This is a genomic window from Rhodanobacter glycinis, assembly GCF_006438785.1.
GTDB lineage: Bacteria > Pseudomonadota > Gammaproteobacteria > Xanthomonadales > Rhodanobacteraceae > Rhodanobacter > Rhodanobacter glycinis_A.
In genome coordinates, this window is record NZ_RCZB01000001.1 from 1,008,529 (window position 1) to 1,024,404 (window position 15,876).

The 15,876-nt window shown below is 64.1% G+C and carries 15 protein-coding genes and 4 tRNA genes; 6 read left to right on the forward strand and 13 right to left on the reverse strand.

Annotation, left to right across the window (positions count from 1 at the left end; translation table 11 throughout):
* Positions 1-53 precede the first annotated feature (53 nt).
* Positions 54-1,301 (forward strand): TraB/GumN family protein, encoded by a 1,248-nt coding sequence (locus EAH75_RS04935; RefSeq protein ID WP_140804629.1) that lies wholly within the window; start codon positions 54-56, stop codon positions 1,299-1,301.
* Positions 1,302-1,396: 95 nt separating this feature from the next.
* Positions 1,397-1,483 (forward strand) — tRNA-Leu (locus EAH75_RS04940).
* 107 nt (positions 1,484-1,590) lie between these two features.
* On the opposite strand, the gene EAH75_RS04945 is transcribed toward EAH75_RS04940, so the two are convergent.
* The 11 genes from EAH75_RS04945 to EAH75_RS04995 all read right to left on the reverse strand — a co-directional run bounded on the left by EAH75_RS04945 (position 1,591) and on the right by EAH75_RS04995 (position 10,652).
* Positions 1,591-1,974 carry an HU family DNA-binding protein gene (locus EAH75_RS04945; RefSeq protein WP_140804631.1) on the reverse strand — a complete coding sequence of 128 codons (384 nt, stop codon included), beginning with the start codon at positions 1,972-1,974 and terminating at the stop codon, positions 1,591-1,593.
* Positions 1,975-2,266: 292 nt separating this feature from the next.
* Positions 2,267-2,340, reverse strand: a tRNA-Cys gene (locus tag EAH75_RS04950).
* A gap of 81 nt (positions 2,341-2,421) precedes the next feature.
* Positions 2,422-2,497 (reverse strand) — tRNA-Gly (locus EAH75_RS04955).
* Positions 2,498-2,647: 150 nt separating this feature from the next.
* A tRNA-Gly gene (locus EAH75_RS04960) sits at positions 2,648-2,723 on the reverse strand.
* A gap of 72 nt (positions 2,724-2,795) precedes the next feature.
* The gene (pgsA, locus tag EAH75_RS04965; RefSeq protein WP_140804633.1) at positions 2,796-3,407 is read right to left on the reverse strand and encodes a CDP-diacylglycerol--glycerol-3-phosphate 3-phosphatidyltransferase; all 612 of its coding nucleotides are present in this window, start codon (positions 3,405-3,407) and stop codon (positions 2,796-2,798) included.
* A gap of 72 nt (positions 3,408-3,479) precedes the next feature.
* Positions 3,480-5,321, reverse strand: coding sequence for an excinuclease ABC subunit UvrC (gene uvrC / locus EAH75_RS04970; RefSeq protein WP_140804635.1), 1,842 nt, complete (start codon positions 5,319-5,321; stop codon positions 3,480-3,482).
* Positions 5,322-5,385: 64 nt separating this feature from the next.
* A complete protein-coding gene (kdsB, locus tag EAH75_RS04975; protein ID WP_140804637.1) occupies positions 5,386-6,162 on the reverse strand; it encodes a 3-deoxy-manno-octulosonate cytidylyltransferase in 777 nt (258 codons plus the stop codon).
* Between the two features lie 54 nt (positions 6,163-6,216).
* Positions 6,217-7,524, reverse strand: coding sequence for a 3-phosphoshikimate 1-carboxyvinyltransferase (aroA, locus tag EAH75_RS04980; protein ID WP_241668892.1), 1,308 nt, complete (start codon positions 7,522-7,524; stop codon positions 6,217-6,219).
* A gap of 19 nt (positions 7,525-7,543) precedes the next feature.
* Positions 7,544-8,632, reverse strand: a complete 1,089-nt coding sequence (gene pheA / locus EAH75_RS04985) for a prephenate dehydratase (protein WP_140804641.1) — start codon at positions 8,630-8,632, stop codon at positions 7,544-7,546.
* Between the two features lie 74 nt (positions 8,633-8,706).
* Positions 8,707-9,792 carry a 3-phosphoserine/phosphohydroxythreonine transaminase gene (gene serC / locus EAH75_RS04990; protein ID WP_140804644.1) on the reverse strand — a complete coding sequence of 362 codons (1,086 nt, stop codon included), beginning with the start codon at positions 9,790-9,792 and terminating at the stop codon, positions 8,707-8,709.
* Positions 9,793-9,884: 92 nt separating this feature from the next.
* Complete coding sequence (locus tag EAH75_RS04995) at positions 9,885-10,652, reverse strand: FHA domain-containing protein (protein WP_140651280.1); 768 nt, start codon at positions 10,650-10,652, stop codon at positions 9,885-9,887.
* A gap of 99 nt (positions 10,653-10,751) precedes the next feature.
* Here EAH75_RS04995 and EAH75_RS05000 point away from each other — a divergent pair, with 99 nt between their 5' ends.
* Entirely contained in the window at positions 10,752-11,027 is a 276-nt protein-coding gene (locus tag EAH75_RS05000; RefSeq protein ID WP_140651387.1) for a polyhydroxyalkanoic acid system family protein, read from the forward strand.
* A 91-nt stretch (positions 11,028-11,118) separates the two neighbouring features.
* Entirely contained in the window at positions 11,119-11,337 is a 219-nt protein-coding gene (gene infA / locus EAH75_RS05005) for a translation initiation factor IF-1 (protein WP_007508585.1), read from the forward strand.
* Between the two features lie 124 nt (positions 11,338-11,461).
* Here the strand turns inward: infA and clpA are convergent, their stop codons facing one another.
* Together clpA and clpS are read right to left on the reverse strand one after the other, a co-directional pair.
* Positions 11,462-13,732, reverse strand: coding sequence for an ATP-dependent Clp protease ATP-binding subunit ClpA (gene clpA, locus EAH75_RS05010; protein ID WP_140651278.1), 2,271 nt, complete (start codon positions 13,730-13,732; stop codon positions 11,462-11,464).
* Between the two features lie 66 nt (positions 13,733-13,798).
* Positions 13,799-14,125 carry an ATP-dependent Clp protease adapter ClpS gene (gene clpS, locus EAH75_RS05015; RefSeq protein ID WP_140651275.1) on the reverse strand — a complete coding sequence of 109 codons (327 nt, stop codon included), beginning with the start codon at positions 14,123-14,125 and terminating at the stop codon, positions 13,799-13,801.
* Positions 14,126-14,245: 120 nt separating this feature from the next.
* Between clpS and EAH75_RS05020 the strand changes: the two genes are divergently transcribed.
* Positions 14,246-14,731 carry an NUDIX hydrolase gene (locus EAH75_RS05020; RefSeq protein WP_140651272.1) on the forward strand — a complete coding sequence of 162 codons (486 nt, stop codon included), beginning with the start codon at positions 14,246-14,248 and terminating at the stop codon, positions 14,729-14,731.
* Positions 14,728-15,876 carry a tRNA 2-thiouridine(34) synthase MnmA gene (gene mnmA / locus EAH75_RS05025; RefSeq protein WP_140804646.1) on the forward strand — a complete coding sequence of 383 codons (1,149 nt, stop codon included), beginning with the start codon at positions 14,728-14,730 and terminating at the stop codon, positions 15,874-15,876. Before EAH75_RS05020 ends, mnmA begins: the two co-directional genes overlap by 4 nt.

Below are 15,876 nucleotides of genomic sequence, written 5' to 3' on the forward strand. Positions count from 1 at the left end.
ACAGTGGCCGTCCCCATCCTTGAATTTTCCCCAGTGAACGGCGTGCTGACCGCATGAGTGTTTCCGAAACCGAAGTCACCCTGTTGCCCGCCTTGCAGGGGCAGCCGATCGAGCGCGTGCAGCGTGATGGCGTGGAGTATGTGGTGCTGGGCACGGCGCACGTCTCGCGCAGCAGCATGGAAGCCGTCGACGCACTGCTGGCACACGAACCCTTCGATGCCGTTGCGGTGGAGCTGTGCGAGAGCCGGGCCCAGAGCATGCGCGATCCGGAAGCGTTCAAGCAGATGGACCTGTTCAAGGTGATCCGCCAGGGCAAGGCCGGCATGGTGGCCGCCAGTCTGGTGCTGTCGACCTTCCAGAAACGCCTGGCCGACAAGTCCGGCATCCAACCCGGGGCCGAGATGAAGGCCGCGATGGACGGCGCCACACAGCGCAATCTGCCGTTGTGGCTGATCGACCGCGAAGTGGGTACCACGTTGAAGCGGGCCTGGCGCAGCGTCGGCTTCTGGCAGCGCTTCGGCCTGCTCGGCGGGCTGCTGGCCAGCGTGTTCGAACGTGAGGAAATCGAACAGGCCGAGATCGAGAAACTCAAGCAAGGCGATCTGCTGGAGAGCGCGTTCAGCGAGTTCGCCAGCGAATCGAAACCGCTGTATGAAAGCCTTATCGGCGAGCGCGACGCTTTCATGGCGGCACGCCTGCGCCAGGAGGTGGCCCAGTCAGTTCCGGTCGAATCGGCAGGCACGCAAAATCGCCGCGTGCTGGTGGTGATCGGCGCCGGCCACCTCAAGGGTCTGTGCACGTTGCTGCGTGAACAGCAGGAGGATCCTGCCGGCAAGGTAGCCGAACTGGCGGCCACGCCTGCGAAGGCACGCTGGCCCAAATGGCTGGCAGCAGCACTCGTGTTGCTGGTATTCGCGGCGATCGCCTGGGCATTCCACCGCAATGCGGCGCTGGGTACGCAGGCACTGATGGCCTGGGTGCTGTTCACCGGTGGCTTCGCTGCCATCGGCGCATTGGCGGCGGGTGGACACCCGCTCAGCATCCTCGCGGCCTTCATCGCCGCACCGATCAAGCCGTTCCGTCCCGGCATTCCTGCCGGTGGCATCAGCGCGATGGCCGAAGCCTGGGTGCGCCGACCACGCGTGGTGGATTTCGACACCTTGCGCGATGACATCGTGCACTGGAGCGGCTGGTGGAAAAACCGCGTCGCGCGCACCCTGCTCAACTTCTTCCTGGTCAGCGTGGGCACGATCATCGGCGAGTACAGCGCCGGGATCCACATCTTCAAAAGCCTGATCTGAGCGTTACAGCCGGTGGTCTCACGGCAGTTGTCAGCACGGCCCATGCTACGATTCGCGCCGCCTGTGGCCTGTTCGCAGCGCACTCGAACACTCTTGCCCGGGTGGCGAAACTGGTAGACGCAAGGGACTTAAAATCCCTCACCCTCACGGGTATCCCGGTTCGATTCCGGGCCCGGGCACCAACAGCCGCATGTCGCGCATGCTTCGTGGCTTTCCGGTCTTGATTCGAGGAGTGCGGCGGACAACGCCGCCGCACTCCGGTGATCGACTGTCGTCAGGTACGACGGGATCAGGCAGCAGCGTCTTTCAGCTTCTTCAGCGGGCGGATCTTGACCTTGACCGATGCCGGCTTGGCGGCGAACCACTGCTCTTCCTTGGTGAACGGATTGATGCCCTTGCGCTTGGGCTTGGCCGGTACGCTGACCGCGGAAATCTTCAGCAAGCCAGGCAGCATGAACGAGCCTGCACCCTTCTTGTGCACCGATCCGGCTACAGCGCCTTCCAGCGCAGCGAGCACGGCGCGCACGTCCTTGGCAATGACACCGCTCGCCTCGACGATATGCGTCACCAGACCGGATTTGCTCAAGACTTCCTTGATCGGTTTGGGAGCGGCGGGTGCGGCCTTCGCCTTGGATACTGTTTTGTTCTTGACTGCCTTCTGCGTCTTTGCCATGGATTTCCCCGTCGTCAATAAATGATGGAATGTTTGCATTGCCTCTCGGCAGGGTGAATGTAGGGGAATTCTGCGTTGTAGCCAACGGGTTTGAGTGGCAACAAGTGCATTCTGGTCGTCAAATCAGGCGAGCTGGATCAATCGATGTCGCCTGTGGTGCCGCAATGGCTTCGTTCCGACAGGTATTCGTTGCGCTGTTGTAGCCAGCTTCAGCGGATTTTGAACACGCATCAGGCAACAAAAAACCCGCCAGTGGCGGGTTTTGAGGGCTGGGTCGCAGCCTGTTGCGCAATGGAGGCCAAGGTCGGAATCGAACCGGCGTACGCGGCTTTGCAGGCCGCTGCATGACCACTCTGCCACCTGGCCATTGCTTGGTGCAGTGCGACCGTGATGATCGCAGTTGCTTCAAAAAACAAAACCCCGGTGAACCGAGGTTTTGCGGAAAACTGGAGCGGGAAACGAGACTCGAACTCGCGACCCCGACCTTGGCAAGGTCGTGCTCTACCAACTGAGCTATTCCCGCATCGGAGCCGCGAATCATAGCAGAACGCAGTCGCTTGTGAATAGCCATGACGCCACTATTCGATCCGTATCTGCACGCCGCGTGACATGCCGCCAGACACTCCGGCAAAAACGACAAAGCCCCGATCGGATCGGGGCTTTGTCTGCAAACTGGAGCGGGAAACGAGACTCGAACTCGCGACCCCGACCTTGGCAAGGTCGTGCTCTACCAACTGAGCTATTCCCGCATTGGAGCCGCGCATTCTAATACGTGAATGCAGATCGTCAAGCCCGTAATGATCGGGCGGGCGTCATGGCGATCATGCGTGATCATTTCCACTGGTCGGTTGCGGCGGTGTGTCGCCACGCAAGATCGGCCATGCCGCGCGCAGGTAGTACAGGCCGGACCAGATCGTGAGCACGCCGGCAATCACCAGCAGGGCCTCGCCGATGTGATACAGCCGCAACGCCTCGGCGGCTTTCTCGTGCTGCACGATCAACACCACCAGCGCGACCATCTGCATGACGGTCTTGAGTTTGCCTATGAAGGCGACCTTGACGGTGGCACGCATGCCGATCTCGGCCATCCATTCGCGCAACGCCGACACACTGATCTCGCGGCCGACGATCACCGCCGCAGTCACCGCCATCAGGATGCCCGGCCAGCCGCCACGGTGCGACTCCACCAGCAGGAACAAGGTCACCGCCACCATCAGCTTGTCGGCGACCGGATCGAGAAAGGCGCCGAATGCCGAGGTGAGATTCATCCGCCGCGCCAGATAGCCGTCCAGCCAGTCGGTGAATGCCGCCAGCACGAACACGATCGCCGCCGTGATGTTGTGGCCGGGGAACGGCAGGTAGAACGCCACCACCATGACCGGCAGCAATGCGACGCGGAAAAGGGTCAGCCAGGTCGGCAGGTTGATGCGCATGATTCGATCCAGTGATTTGTTGCAGTTTCGCACGTCGACGGGCCACTGCCGAGCGAAGGCGCTGGTCGATGTTCAGCCATGCAGGCTGGCATAGATGCGTTCGGCCAGGCCGCGGTCGATGCCCTTCACCTGCATCAGTTCCTCGATGCCGGCACTCTCCACGCCCTGCATGCCGCCGAAGGCCTTGAGCAGTGCCGAGCGGCGGCGCGCACCGATGCCCGGCACATCCTCCAGCACGCTGCGCTCGCGCGCCTTCTCGCGTCGCTTGCGATGGCCACTGATCGCAAAACGATGGGCCTCGTCGCGTACGGCGGCAACCAGATGCAGTGCGGGCGACGACGAGCCTGGATGCAACTCGCGCCCCGGGCTTCCCGAAGCCATCCGCGCGAGCACAAGGGTTTCCTCGCCGGCACGCCGGCCCGGCCCCTTCGCCACGCCGACCACTTCGATGCCGCTGACGCCGAGGTCCTTCAGCACGTCCAATGCCTGTGCCACTTGGCCACTGCCGCCGTCGATCAGCAACACATCAGGACGCGCACCCTCGCCTTCAACGACCTTGCGAAAGCGCCGGGTCAACGCCTGATGCATGGCCGCGTAGTCGTCACCTGGCGTGATGCCGGCGATATTGAAGCGCCGGTAATGCGACTTCTCCGGACCTTCCGGCCCGAATACCACGCAGGAAGCAACGGTCAGCTCGCCCATCGTGTGACTGATGTCGAAGCACTCGATGCGCCGCGGTGGCGCAGCGAGTTCAAGCACCTTCTGCAGATCATCGAAACGCGCACCGAGCGTCTGCCGACTGGCCAGTCGCGCGGTCAGCGAGGCCTGTGCATTGCGCTCGGCCATCTGCAGGAACTGCGCGCGATCGCCGCGCACGCTGGATTTCAATTCGATTGCACGACCGGCATGCTGGGTCAGCAGTTCGGTCAGGATGGCCTGGTCGACCAGCGTCTCGCCAAGGATCAGCTCGCGCGGCACGGGACGATCCAGGTAGTACTGCGCGATGAACTGCGCCAGCACATCGGCCGGCTCGGCATCCAGCGGCAGTCGTGGAAAGAAATCGCGCGTGCCCAGGCTGATGCCGTTGCGGAAGAACAGTACGCTGACGCAGGCCATGCCCGCCTCGATGCGGCAGGCGATCACGTCCATGTCGGCGCTGGCACCCTGCACATGATGTTGCGCCTGCAGCTGGCGCAAAGCGGCTACCTGGTCGCGTAGCTTGGCCGCACGCTCGAACTGCAGCGCCGTGCTGGCCTGCTCCATCGCCTCGGCCAGCTCGTCGATCACCGCGTTGCTGCGCCCCTCCAGAAACATCTCCGCGTGACGCACGTCGCTGCGGTAATCCTCTACGCTGATCAGCCCCACGCACGGCGCGCTGCAGCGACCGATCTGGTATTGCAGGCAGGGCCGCGAACGGTTGCGGAAATAGCTGTCCTCGCATTGGCGTACCTTGAACAGCTTCTGCATGAGGCTGAGGCTTTCGCGTACCGCATAAGTGCTCGGGTACGGGCCGAAGTAGCGACCCGGCAGGTTGCGTGCACCACGATGGAAGGCCAGTCGCGGGTAATCCTCGCCGCTGGACAGGTAAATGTACGGGTAGCTTTTGTCATCGCGCAGCAGGATGTTGTAGCGTGGTTTGAGCGACTTGATCAGCTGCGATTCCAGCAGCAGCGCTTCACCCTCGGTGCGCGTCACGGTGATCTCGACGCGGGCGATCTGCGCCACCATCGCGGCGATGCGCGGTTCCATCCGCGGCTTCAGGAAATAGCTGCCGACCCGCTTCTTGAGGTTGCCGGCCTTGCCGACGTACAGCAGCTCGCCGGACGCGTCGAAATGACGGTAGACGCCGGGCGAGGAAGTGAGCGTGCGGACGAAGGCCTTGCCGTCGAAGGGGGGTGGTTGCGCGGACTGCATGGGGGCATTCTAACGGGTGGGAGGTGGCCGGACGCGCCGGCGCGTTGCCGTCAGAAGTGGTGGCTCAATGCTGCGTGCGCAACCATAGTTCGGCGCGTTCGAGGTCAGCTTCGGTATCAATGCCCGGCGGGAACGGTTCCGGGGTCAGCCGCACCGCAATCGCGTAGCCATGTTCCAGCACGCGCAGCTGCTCCAGCGATTCAGTCTGCTCCAGCGGCGTGCGCGGCAGGCGACTGTAGCGATCCAGAAAGCCGGCCCGGTATGCATAGATGCCGATGTGTCGCAGGAATGGCGAGCCCGATGGCAGGGTGTGCCGGTCGGCGGCGAATGCGTCACGCGCCCACGGCAGCGGCGCGCGGCTGAAATACAGCGCGCGGCCGTTGGCCGTGCGTACCAGTTTCACCACGTTCGGGTCGAACAGTTCCTCGGCGTCGATGATCGGGGTGGCCAGTGTCGCCATCGGTGCATCGTCACCGGCCAGCGCCTGCGCCACCGCACGAATGCCGGCCGCCGGTGCGAACGGTTCGTCGCCCTGCAGGTTCACCACGATGGTGTCGTCGGCCCAACCGTAGCGGGTGGCACATTCGGCCAGCCGGTCGCTGCCCGAGGCATGGTCGCTGCGGGTCATGCATATCTCCACCCCTTGCCCGACCAGAGCGTCGGCTATGCGCTGGTCGTCCACCGCCACCACGACCTGGCTGGCTCCGGCCTGCAGCGCACGCTGCGCCACCCGCACCACCATCGGTACGCCGTCGATGTCGCGCAGCGGCTTGGCTGGCAGGCGGGTGGAGCCATAGCGGGCGGGAATGGCGACGATGAAAGGCGGCACAGCGTTGGACATGGGGTTCCTTTTACCAGGCGACAAGCCTACCGCAACACCACCAGGTGGCGGTGTTCAAGCAACGGTACGCAAGGCGAAGCCACAACCGTTGACCAGCTCGAGGAAGCCGGGGAAGGACGTGGCGACATGACTGCAATCGTTGATCCGCACGGGGCCAGCAGCAACCAGCCCGGCGACTGCAAAGCTCATCGCGATGCGATGGTCGAGATGGCTTTCCACGCTGCCGGTGCCGAGCTTGCCGCCGTGGATGAGCGCGCCGTCCGGCGTTTCCTCGATCGCCGCGCCGAGCGTGCGCAGGCCGACGGCCATCGTGGCGATCCGATCAGACTCCTTCACCCGCAGCTCGGCCGCACCGCGAATGAGGGTGCTGCCGCTGGCCACGGCCGCGGCGATGAACAACGCGGGAAACTCGTCGATCATGTCGGGCACCAGCGACTCGGGCAATTCGATGCCATGCAGTGGCGCATAACGCACGACCAGGTCGCCGACCGGTTCGCCGCCGCTTTCGCGCGGGTTTTCGATCGTGATGTCCGCACCCATCAGGCGCAGTGCCTGCAGCAGCCCCGTGCGGCGCGGGTTGAGGCCGACCGCGGGTAACTTCAATTCGGAACCGGGCACGATACTGGCGGCGACCAGAAAGAATGCCGCCGAGGAGAAGTCGGCCGGCACGTCCACATCGGTAGCGCGCAGCGAATGGCCGCCTTCCAGTTTCGCGCGGCCCGGCTCGAACGTGATCGGCCAGCCGAATGCGGCCAGCATGCGCTCGGTGTAGTCGCGCGTCGGGTGCGGCTCGATGATTTCTGTCTCGCCGGCGGCATACAGGCCTGCCAGCAACAGCGCGGACTTCACTTGCGCACTGGCTACCGGTAATTCGTAGCGAATGCCATGCAGTGGCTGGCGACCGCGCACCTGCAGCGGTGGCAGGCCGTCGTGCGTGTCGATGCGCGCACCCATCGAGGCCAGCGGATCGGTGACCCGCCGCATCGGCCGCTTCGACAGCGAGGCGTCACCGATCAGCTTGCTGTCGAAAGCCTGTCCGGCCAGCAAACCCGTCAGCAGGCGCATGCCGGTGCCGGCGTTGCCGCAATCGAGCGGCTGCGACGAGCCGCGCAATCCATGCAGGCCGACGCCATGCACCACGCGCTCGCCGGCAGATGGTGTTTCGATGTGCACGCCCAGTTGCGCGAGTACGGCGGCGGTGGCGCGGGTGTCCTCACCTTCAAGGAAGCCGCGTATGCGCGAATCCCCTTCGGCGATGGCCGCCAGCATCAACGCGCGGTGCGATACCGACTTGTCGCCGGGCACGCGCACGCTGCCGTGCAGGGGCTGGCCCGGTCGGCTGCTCCAGTCGAGGCGATTCAATCCGATGTCTCCATGCGGCTCAGGGCAGTGCCACCGGGTAGGAACCCAGCACGCGTATCGTCGCCGCCGATTCACCGATGTCATGCACAGCCGCCTGCAACGCGTCGCCATCGATATGGCCGGAGACGTCGATGAAGAATGCGTACTGCCACTTGCCGGTATGCGCCGGCCGCGACTCGATCCGGTTCAGGCTGATGCCATGCTTGGCGAATGGACTGAGTACGTCATATAGCGCGCCGGGCTTGTCATTCACCGTGATCAGCAGCGACGTCCGGTCGTTGCCGGACGGTGGGAACAGCGAACGACCGATGACCAGGAAGCGGGTGGTGTTGTCGGCACGATCCTCGATGCCCTGTGCCACGATCTTGAGGCCGTAGATTTTCCCCGCAGTTTCGCCGGCGATCGCCGCCGCGTCATCGGCATGCCGGGCCAGCCGCGCCGCCTCGGCGTTGCTGCCGACTGCAATGCATTCCACGCCCGGCAGATTGATGCGCAACCAGGTCTTGCACTGCTGCAATGATTGCGCATGCGCGTAGACGCGCTTGATGTCTTCCAGCTTGCCGGCCTGCGAATGCAGGCATTGGTGTACGCGCAGCTCCACTTCGCCGCAGATGGTGGCATCGGAGGTGAGGAACATGTCCAGCGTGACCTGGATCATGCCCTGCCCCGAGTTCTCCACCGGCACCACGCCGAAGTCGGCGTGCCCGGCGGCGACCTCCTGAAAAACCTCCTCGATGCTGCCCAGCGGCAGGCCGTAGGCGGCATGGCCGAAATGCTTGCGCACTGCCTGCTCGCTGAAGGTGCCCTCCGGGCCGAGGAAACCGATCTTCAGCGGGTCTTCCTGCGCCAGGCAGGACGACATGATCTCGCGGAACAGCCGCACCATCTCGGTGTCGGACAGCGGGCCGTCGTTGCGGTCCACCACCATGCGCAGCACATGCGCTTCGCGCTCGGGACGGTAATAGTCGATGGCCGAAAGCCCTGCTCCCTTCACCTTCGCTACCGTCTGCGCATGATTCGCACGCTCGGAAATCAGCTGCTGAATCTGCCGGTCGATGCTGTCGATGCGCTCGCGCATCTCGCTCAGCGGTGTCTTGGTATCAGTCATGCTTTAGCCGCCTGGATGGATAGAAGTCCAAATGAATAGCTTGCATCTTGCCTGATAGTGCCGTGTGTGGCCAATCAGCCATGCCGTCGCGCGAAGTCCTGCATGAATGCCGTCAAAGCCTGCACTGCTTCCAGCGGTACCGCGTTATACAGCGATGCGCGCATGCCACCCAGCGCCTTGTGGCCCTTCAGCGCCATCAGGCCGGCGGCTTCCGATTCCGCGAGGAAGGCGGCATCCAGCGCGCTGTCGTGCAGGGTGAAACGGACATTCATGCGCGAGCGGGCGGACAGTTCGATGGGGTTGCTGTAGTACCCGTCCGAGCCATCAATGGCCTGATAAAGCAGCGCGGCCTTGGCGCGATTGCGCTCTGCCATCACCGTGAGCCCACCTTGCGCATGCAACCACTGGAAGGTCAGACCGGCCACATACCAGCCCCAGGTATTCGGCGTGTTGAGCATGGAATCGTTCGCAGCCTGTTCGGCATAGCGGAAGATCTTCGCCATCGGCCGGCCCGCGCGTTGCAACAGGTCGCGGCGAATGATCATCACTACCAGCCCGGACGGACCGATGTTCTTCTGCGCGCCGACATAGATCAGGCCGAAACGCGACACATCCAGTGGCTCGGACAGGATGTTCGAGGACATGTCCGCCACCAGCGGCACCGTGCCGACGTCGGGGATGTCGTGGAATTCCACGCCGTGGATCGTCTCGTTGGGCGTGTAGTGCACGTAGGCGGCGCGCGGGTCCAGTTGCCAGCCGTCGCGGGGGGGCAGTTTCAGGAAGTCGTCCTTCTGGCTGCTGGCGGCCGTGTTGACCTGCACGTACGGCGCAGCTTCAGCGACCGCCTTTGCGCTCCAGTGTCCGCTGACGATGTAGTCGGCGCTGTCGCCGTCACCGGCCAGGTTCATCGGGATCTGCGCGAACTGCTGGGTGGCGCCGCCCTGCAGGAACAGCACCGCGTAATCGGCCGAAACCGTCAACAGGCTGCGCAGGTCGGCCTCGGTACGCGCAGCCATCTCGATGAAGCGTTTGCCGCGGTGGGATTGTTCCATCACCGAGGCGCCGCTGCCGTTCCAGTCCAGCATCTCGTGCTGGGCACGTTCGAGTACCGCTTGCGGCAACGCCGCCGGACCGGCGCTGAAATTCCAGACTCTGCTCACGTGCGCGTGCATCCCGTCGAGGTGGTTCACGCATTATGGCGCGGCGCAGCATATGACGGTCAACTGCCCGTCGGGCGATCGGCTGCGTGACGTCAGAAACGGATCAGCAGCACCAGTGCGATGCCCAGCGCCAGCACGGCAGCAGTGACGATCAACCACCACACTTCGCCCGACGGGCCAGCCACCTCTTCCGGCAAATGCGTCGGCAATGGTGCGGGCATGACGATCTCCGGTTCCGGCTCCATCCCCGGCGCCTCGACCACGAAACGATGCATGGCCAGGCCAATCTGATCGCCAGGTTGCAACGCCAACCTCGACACGACGGCACCATTGACCCGCAAGGGATGGCGCTCGGATGTCTGGGCGGCCTGCAGCAGCAACTGGCCGTCGTCCCAGAAAATGCGCAACGTGGCAACGTCGCCCTGCGGCAACTCCAGCGGGTAGCCCCCTTGCGGACCGAGCTCGAGACTGTCCTGCAGCGGCAATACGCGGCCGGAGAGCGGGCCGGCCACGGCACGCAAGGCCACCGTGCAGCGCCCCTGCTCCGGCACGATCAGGGGCGGGCGAGCGGTTGGATCGCGATCGTCGCGCAGCAGCATGCGGCAATCGCCGACGCTGACCACGTCACCCGCGCGCAGCAAGGCACGTTCGCGCACGGGTCGCGCATTGACGTAGATGCGATCGGCCGACGGCACCACCTGCAACACCCAGCCACGGCGATCCTGCTGGATTCGCAAGTGCTGGGGTGCCGCCTGGCTGGCAGCCAGCACAAGGTCGTTGTCGGGCGCGCTGCCGATACGCAGTTGCGTCTGTGCCCAATGGAAATCCTCGCGGGCCGCATTGGGAAATTCGATACGCATGTGTGAACCAGTCGAGGGCCGCGAAACTCTAGCATGCGGTCCGTCACGCTCCAGTACATCGCTGGGATTAAGATGCACCGTTTTTACCCGGAGCCCGCCATGCCGAAAATCGATATTCGCCGCCCGCATCAGCTCTCGATCGCGGAGGCCCGTGTGGTGGTCGACAAGGTGGCCGCGCGGATGCGTGAAAAGTTCGGCATGGATGGGCAATGGCAGGGCGACACCCTGCAGTTTTCACGCCCGGGCGTGAGCGGCACGATCGCTGTCGGCAGCGACGCCATCCAGGTCAAGGCCGAGCTGGGCATGATGCTGGCGCCGTTGAAAGGCATGGTCGAGCAGGAAATCCGGCGCAAGCTGGATGAACATTTCGCCTGATCATCCTTGATGATTCTTTAACCAAACGCCTATCCATGGCATACTCGCCGGCTTACGCGGCCATGACGGCCGTGCGTGAACCCCGGAACACATGGCCAAAGACGACGTCATCGAAATGGAAGGCACGGTCCAGGAGACCCTGCCCAACACCATGTTTCGTGTGCAACTGGAGAACGGGCACGTCATCATCGCCCACATCTCCGGCCGCATGCGCAAGCACTACATCCGCATCCTCACAGGCGACAAGGTCAAGATCGAAATGACCCCGTACGACCTGAGCAAGGGACGCATTACCTACCGCATGAAGTAATGCGGTTGGCCGGCGGCTGACGCGCCTGCGCGCAGCGAACAGGTAGCGGGATGATGGTGTCAGAAAAGCAAAGGCGGCGCATTGCGCCGCCTTTGCTTTGCCTCGCGTTTGGCGATTGAAGAACCTACTCGACCACGGCCGGCAGCTTCTCAGCGGCCTCGCAATCCACCTTCAGCTCGCCGCCCTGCACGCTCAGGCGAACCACGCCGCCCTCGGCCAGCTTGCCGAACAGCAGTTCGTCAGCCAGCGCACGCTTCACCTTCTCCTGGATTACCCGCGCCATCGGCCGGGCACCCATCTGCGGATCGAATCCATGCTCGGCCAGCCAACGGCGAGCATCGGCGTCCACGTCCAGGCTCACGCGCTTCTCGGTCAGCTGGCTTTCCAGTTCGATCAGGAACTTGTCGACCACGCGCAGAATGTGCTCGAAGTCGAGCGCGCCGAACTGGATGACCGCATCCAGCCGGTTGCGGAATTCCGGCGTGAAGATGCGGCGGATCACTTCCATCGCGTCCGACTCGTGCTTCTGCTCGACGAAGCCCATGCTGCGCCTCGCAGCGATCGCCGCACCCGCATTGGTGGTCATCACCACCACCACGTTCTTGAAGTTCGCCTCGCGACCGTTGGTGTCGGTCAGCACGCCGCGATCCATCACCTGCAGCAGGATATTGAACACGTCCGGGTGCGCCTTCTCGATCTCGTCCAGCAGCAGAACCGCATGCGGATGCTTGGTCACCGCCTCGGTCAACAGGCCACCCTGGTCGAAACCGACATAGCCCGGAGGTGCACCGACCAGCCGCGACACCGAATGCCCTTCCATGTACTCGGACATGTCGAAGCGGATCATCTCGATGCCCAGCTGCATCGCCAGCTGCTTGGTCACCTCGGTCTTGCCAACTCCCGTCGGACCCGCGAGCAGGAAGCAGCCGATCGGCTTGGACGGATCAGCCAGGCCTGAGCGGGCCATCTTGATCGATGCGGCCAGCGCCTCGATCGCCTGATCCTGGCCGAACACGACCATCTTGAGGTTGCGTTCAAGGTTGCGCAGCACGTCGCGATCCGACGCGGAGACCTGCTTGGCCGGAATGCGAGCCATCTTGGCGACGATGTATTCGACCTCGGTCACGTCGACGGTGCCGGTACGCTGATCTTCCGGCAGCAGCCGCTGCCGCGCGCCCGCCTCGTCGATCACGTCGATCGCCTTGTCCGGCAGCAGCCGGTCGGGAATGTGCTTGACCGACAGATCCACCGCCGCCTTCAACGCCTCGTTGGTATAGGCAACGTGGTGGTGTTCCTCGAAGCGCGAGCGCAGGCCCTTCAGAATCTCGATGCTGTCGGCCACGGTGGGCTCGACCACGTCGATCTTCTGGAACCGGCGAGCCAGCGCGCGATCCTTCTCGAACACGCCGCGGTATTCCTGGAATGTGGTCGAGCCGATGCAGCGCAACTCGCCCGATGCGAGCATCGGCTTGATCAGGTTCGACGCGTCCATGGTGCCGCCCGACGCCGAGCCGGCGCCGATGATGGTATGGATCTCGTCGATGAACAGGATCGCACCCGGCTGCTTCTTCAGCTGCGCGATGACGCCCTTCAGGCGCTTCTCGAAGTCGCCGCGGTACTTGGTGCCGGCCACCAGGGCGCCGAGGTCCAGCGACCAGATCGTGGCGCTTTCCAGCACCTCCGGTACTTCGCCATCGACGATACGCTTGGCCAGACCTTCGGCCAGCGCGGTCTTGCCCACGCCGGCCTCGCCCACGTAGAGAGGGTTGTTCTTGCGGCGGCGGCACAGCACCTGGATCGTGCGTTCGATCTCGTCGGCGCGGCCGATCAGCGGGTCGATCTTGCCTTCCAGCGCGAGCTCGTTGAGATTGCTGGCGAACTCGTGCAGCGGGTTGCCTTTCGGTTCGCCGCCCTCCTCGCCCTCACGCTCGCCGCCGGACACGCCAGCGGCCGGCTCGTCGCCGATCTTGGCGATGCCGTGCGAGATGTAATTGACCACGTCGAGCCGGGTGATTTCCTGCTGGTGCATGAAATACACCGCATGCGAATCCTTCTCGCCGAAGATCGCCACCAGTACGTTCGCGCCGGTGACCTCCTTTCGACCCGAGGATTGCACGTGGTACACGGCGCGCTGCAGCACCCGCTGGAAGCCCAGCGTGGGTTGCGTGTCGCGTTCGTCGCCCTGCGGCAAGACCGGCACGGTTTCGTTGATGATGCGCGCCAGTTCGGCCGACAGCCGCGGCAGATCCGCGCCGCAGGCGCGCAAGGCACCCAGGGCCGACTGGTTCTCGGTCAGCGCCAGCAGCAGGTGCTCCACCGTCATGAACTCGTGGCGTTGTTCGCGGGCCTGCTTGTAGCAATGGCCGATGGTGACTTCCAGATCCTTGCTGAACATTCGGATCGTCTCCGCTTGAAAAGTTGAGCGGCCTTCAGCGCCGCGATGAGCACAAAATGGGGGCGCTCAGAGCTTTTCCATAGTGCACAACAATGGGTGCTGATGGGAACGTGAATATTCGTTGACGTGGGTAACCTTGGTTTCCGCCACCTCCCTCGTGAAAACGCCGCACACGCCCCGTCCGCGGGTGTGTACGTGCAACATCACCTGCACCGCCTGCTCCTGGTCCAGGCTGAAGAAGTTGCGCAATACCTCCACCACGAAATCCATCGGGGTGAAGTCGTCGTTCAGCAGCAGCACCTGGAATAACGGGGGTCGCGCCACCTCCGGTTTGGCGGTTTCCAGCGCCAGGCCGCGGCCGCTGTCGTGCTCATGTTCTGGTTCGTGGGCCATGATTTCTTGGGGTGAGATCTCTGATACGAAGTATACGCCGCGATGGATGCAGCTCTGCCGCGGCGGTGCGTCAGCAGAGGTGATGGCACAATGTCCCTTTTTCCAGTCCCCGCCTCCCCCATGACCGATTCCAGCAGCACTGTCGAGATCTGGCGCCCTCACGTCACCGTCGCCTGCGTGGTGGCCGATGGCGACCGCTATCTGATGGTGGAGGAAGAAGTGAATGGGCGGCTTGCCTACAACCAGCCGGCAGGCCACCTGGACGATGGCGAAAGCCTGGTCGCTGCCGCGCTGCGCGAAACCCTGGAGGAAACCGGCTGGACGGTGCAGCTGCAGCACCTGATCGGAGTGCACCAGTGGCGCAGCACCGAGCACGGCGACGCGGTGGTGCGCTTCAGCTTTGCCGCCCGCACGATCAGCCATGACCCGGATCGTCCGCTGGATACCGACATCCGGCGCGCGCTATGGATGTCCCGTGCCGAGATCGCCAGCCTCGGCGAGCGCCTGCGCAGCCCGATGGTGCTGCTGAGCATCGACGCCTGGCTGGCCGGCCAGCGGCTGCCGCTGGATACGCTCAGCTACCTGCCCGAAGGTGTCACGACGTGAAGGTGATGCTGGGTATTTCCGGCGGTGTCGATTCCTCGGTCGCGGCGCTGCTGCTGCAACAGGCTGGCCACCAGGTGGAAGGCCTGTTCATGCAGAATTGGGAAGAGGATGGCCGCTCCGGCCCATGCACCACCGATGCCGACCGCAAGGACGCCGTGGCGGTATGCGGCCGGCTAGGCATCCCGTTTCACGCGCGCAACTTTGCCGCCGAATACTGGGACGGCGTGTTCGAGCACTTCCTGGCCGAGTACCGCGCCGGGCGCACGCCGAACCCTGACGTGCTGTGCAATCGCGAGATCAAGTTCAAGACCTTCCTGGACGAGGCCCATGCACTGGGCGCCGACAAGATCGCCACCGGCCACTACGCCCGCGTCGACTTCCACGAAGACCGCTACCGCCTGCTGCGCGCGGTGGATGCGGCCAAGGACCAAACCTATTTCTTGCATGCACTGGGTCAGCGGCAATTGGCTGCCACACTGTTTCCGCTGGGTGGGATGGAGAAATCACACGTGCGCGAACTTGCGCGCGAGGCGGCGCTTCCAACCCATGCCAAGAAGGACTCCACCGGCATCTGCTTCATCGGCGAGCGTGATTTTCGCGGCTTCCTCTCCCAGTACATCCCGGCCCGCCCCGGCGAGATGCGCACACCCGACGGCGAACTGATCGGCGAACACCAGGGCGCGATGTACTACACCCTCGGCCAGCGCAACGGGCTGGGCATCGGCGGTCGCCACGGCGCCAGTGGCGAGGCCTGGTATGTGGTCGGCAAGGATGTGGCGGCGAACGTGCTGTATGTCGCCCAAGGTGGCGAAAACCACTGGCTGTATTCGCAGCGGCTGCAAACGGAAGCGCCGAGCTGGGTTGCCGGCGCAGCGCCGGCGGAACATTTTCGCTGTACCGCCCGCACCCGCTATCGGCAGTCCGACCAGGCCTGCGTCGTCAGAGTGGTCGACGACGGTCTTGAGGTACGCTTCGATGAGCCACAGCGCGCCGTCACCCCGGGACAGTCGGTGGTTCTCTACGCTGGCGAAGCCTGCCTCGGCGGCGCGGTGATGGCCGCCACCGATGCGCCTTACGGCGGCCTGCTGCCGACGCCCACTCTCTCCCCCACGTCCACCGCAAGAGAATCGCAAACTCGTGTTTGA

Bases quoted from the DNA above. Each gene is read 5' to 3' on its own strand.
- EAH75_RS04935 (WP_140804629.1), top strand. From the start codon at position 54: ATGAGTGTTTCCGAAACCGAAGTCACCCTGTTGCCCGCCTTGCAGGGG.
- EAH75_RS04945 (WP_140804631.1), bottom strand. From the start codon at position 1,974: ATGGCAAAGACGCAGAAGGCAGTCAAGAACAAAACAGTATCCAAGGCG.
- pgsA (WP_140804633.1), bottom strand. From the start codon at position 3,407: ATGCGCATCAACCTGCCGACCTGGCTGACCCTTTTCCGCGTCGCATTG.
- uvrC (WP_140804635.1), bottom strand. From the start codon at position 5,321: ATGCAGTCCGCGCAACCACCCCCCTTCGACGGCAAGGCCTTCGTCCGC.
- kdsB (WP_140804637.1), bottom strand. From the start codon at position 6,162: ATGTCCAACGCTGTGCCGCCTTTCATCGTCGCCATTCCCGCCCGCTAT.
- pheA (WP_140804641.1), bottom strand. From the start codon at position 8,632: ATGACTGATACCAAGACACCGCTGAGCGAGATGCGCGAGCGCATCGAC.
- EAH75_RS04995 (WP_140651280.1), bottom strand. From the start codon at position 10,652: ATGCGTATCGAATTTCCCAATGCGGCCCGCGAGGATTTCCATTGGGCA.
- EAH75_RS05000 (WP_140651387.1), top strand. From the start codon at position 10,752: ATGCCGAAAATCGATATTCGCCGCCCGCATCAGCTCTCGATCGCGGAG.
- infA (WP_007508585.1), top strand. From the start codon at position 11,119: ATGGCCAAAGACGACGTCATCGAAATGGAAGGCACGGTCCAGGAGACC.
- clpA (WP_140651278.1), bottom strand. From the start codon at position 13,732: ATGTTCAGCAAGGATCTGGAAGTCACCATCGGCCATTGCTACAAGCAG.
- clpS (WP_140651275.1), bottom strand. From the start codon at position 14,125: ATGGCCCACGAACCAGAACATGAGCACGACAGCGGCCGCGGCCTGGCG.
- EAH75_RS05020 (WP_140651272.1), top strand. From the start codon at position 14,246: ATGACCGATTCCAGCAGCACTGTCGAGATCTGGCGCCCTCACGTCACC.